The 2,142-nt window shown below is 54.1% G+C and carries 2 protein-coding genes; both read right to left on the bottom strand.

What is annotated here, in order from left to right; genetic code table 11:
- Window positions 1–94: 94 nt before the first annotated feature.
- The gene (locus GSQ75_RS17660; RefSeq protein ID WP_158756205.1) at window positions 95–475 is read right to left on the bottom strand and encodes a hypothetical protein; all 381 of its coding nucleotides are present in this window, start codon (window positions 473–475) and stop codon (window positions 95–97) included.
- 392 nt (window positions 476–867) lie between these two features.
- Window positions 868–1,173, bottom strand: coding sequence for a hypothetical protein (locus tag GSQ75_RS17655; protein ID WP_158756204.1), 306 nt, complete (start codon window positions 1,171–1,173; stop codon window positions 868–870).
- Between the last annotated feature and the right edge of the window lie 969 nt (window positions 1,174–2,142).

The following is a 2,142-nucleotide window of genomic DNA, read 5'->3' as shown; positions in this document are numbered from 1 at the left end:
CGTCTGTTTCCCATAGGAGTGCCAGATTTCGAGGTTTTCCTGTGGTGCTTTATTAGTCGGTCGACCGATGCTCTTACGGGGCCTAACGCTGGAGTTAAGCGGCGCGCGGCTTTTCGCGCGTCCGCTTGGACGACGGGTTAGGCGCCGCTGCCACGCGACGCCGGTTGCCTGGAACAAACCACCCGAAAAAAATAAGCTCAACGATGGCGCGAACCACGTTAAGAATACTTGGCCGACGGAACGTAGCAGGCTCGTCCTGACGCGTGAAGACTTCCAGCGCTTGACGAGCCTCGGCGGCCAATGAGCTGGAGACCATGATGCGACGAGCATTGTAAAAATCGATCTGTGGCCCAGGTTTGAGAGAGCCAAAACCAGCGCCCTGTACAAACGCAGGAATGCGATGTGCTTCGAGAGTACAAAGCATGACGGAGAGCTCTGACTCGGACCATGGCTGTGCAATGACGACGAGGCTCATTAGGCGCCTAACGCTTGAGTTAAGCGGCGGCGAAGCCGTCCGCCTTGAACGAAATGTTAGGCCGCAACACGAGACCTGGCGAGTGCCGAGTTGGCATTTACTGCCGACCAAATTTGCTCCAGATGATACCGATTGCCAAGCCAGCCACGACCGTAACCCAGATCATGAATGTACCAAATGATGTGGAGCAGCCAAATGATCTGACGCCGCCACCTTGGCAACCTAGCTGGGAACCCTGCAACAAAGGTAGGCCATAAACGTACGTGGCGACGCCTGCACCAAGCAGCACAACAAGCACCAAAATCGTGAAGATGATGGGATTCTTTAAGGGCATGCTTGCGGCCTAACGCTTGAGTTAAGCGGCGGCAAAGCCGTCCGCCTTGAACGAGATGTTAGGCCGCACTGCGCGCCTTTGGTACGAGCGCGGCAAGTAAGTAAAGCATAGCTGTCTGGAAAGCACCGCAAGCCGTTAGCCATGTCAGCTGCGCGAACGGCGCTGCAAAAAATGCCGGCGAACGCTGGTAGAAGAAATCGAGTGTGTTGGACGTCGGCAGCGACACGATCAACAACAGAATGTCAGGAAGCATGTGCTCGTGCCCTGCATGAAGCAGCGTCACATCGATGTACCAAGCCCAAAGGGCCGCCAGGCCAACGACGACCGCATACAACAAAGCCAATATACGAGCGAAGTTTCTCATTGAGGCCTAACGCTGGAGTTAAGCGGCGGCGAAGCCGTCCGCCTTGAACGAATTGTTAGATTTGCTTCTTGGTCGAGGGGCGCCCGAACAATGCACATAGAAGGCCAAACACCATTAGACCCCCGTAGAATACAACCGGAAAGTCGCTGATTCTTCGGCCGTTGACCGAGTATGCGAGCGACCACTTGTCTTTGTGGATAAGAGTGCCAACAGGCAAGCGCCTTTCTAAAGATTCGTCAGTTGGGCCAGCTACATAAGTGGAGCGCGTTTGATCTTGCGCTTCTACAACGTACGTAGTGTCGCACCGATTGTTGTAGGGCTGAACACAACTGGTCTCGGATGAGACTACGGTGCCGTGTAGCGAAATTGCAGCACGCTGATAAATTTCATGGCCCGCAAAGAGCCAGACGAGCAATGCAAGGGGCGCGAAGTTTGGGATGCTTTCTCTGAAAGTCGGAATCTTTTGGCCACCGACACGTCGGTTTATAACCATCCTGAAGTCGCCGAGCCATTCGCGAAAGTGCCCTAGCATTGACTTTCCTTGTGCATCGAGGCTCATAAAATCTAACGCTGGAGTTAAGCGGCGCCGGAGGCGTCCGCCTTGAACGAGTGGTTAGGCGACCGGATGCCTACCACGGTGACTTTAACCAGTAAAAGCAATGCGGGCAAAACTCGATGGTAGTTGGCGAACTTAAGACAAACGGAGTTAGGGGGCACTGAGCGCAGTGAGGGCACGCAAGGTTGAGGCGAATTGCTGCATTGGCCGCTAGCGCGATGAACGCTATGACGAAGAAGAGGCCAAAAACGTAAATGTTGTGAAGGAAAATTCCGAAGCCAAGACAAAGGAGAGCCATGAAAAGAGAAGCGAATACCAATTTGAATTTTTGCTGAGAGCCTGCGGCCGCTAGCTGCCACGCCGCAATAGTCTCAGGGTCAAGGATTGCTTTGGTCTTCATGGCCTAACGCTGA

Source organism: Dyella sp. S184 (assembly GCF_009766065.1).
GTDB lineage: Bacteria > Pseudomonadota > Gammaproteobacteria > Xanthomonadales > Rhodanobacteraceae > Rhodanobacter.
This window is presented reverse-complemented; position numbering and strand designations above follow the sequence as displayed.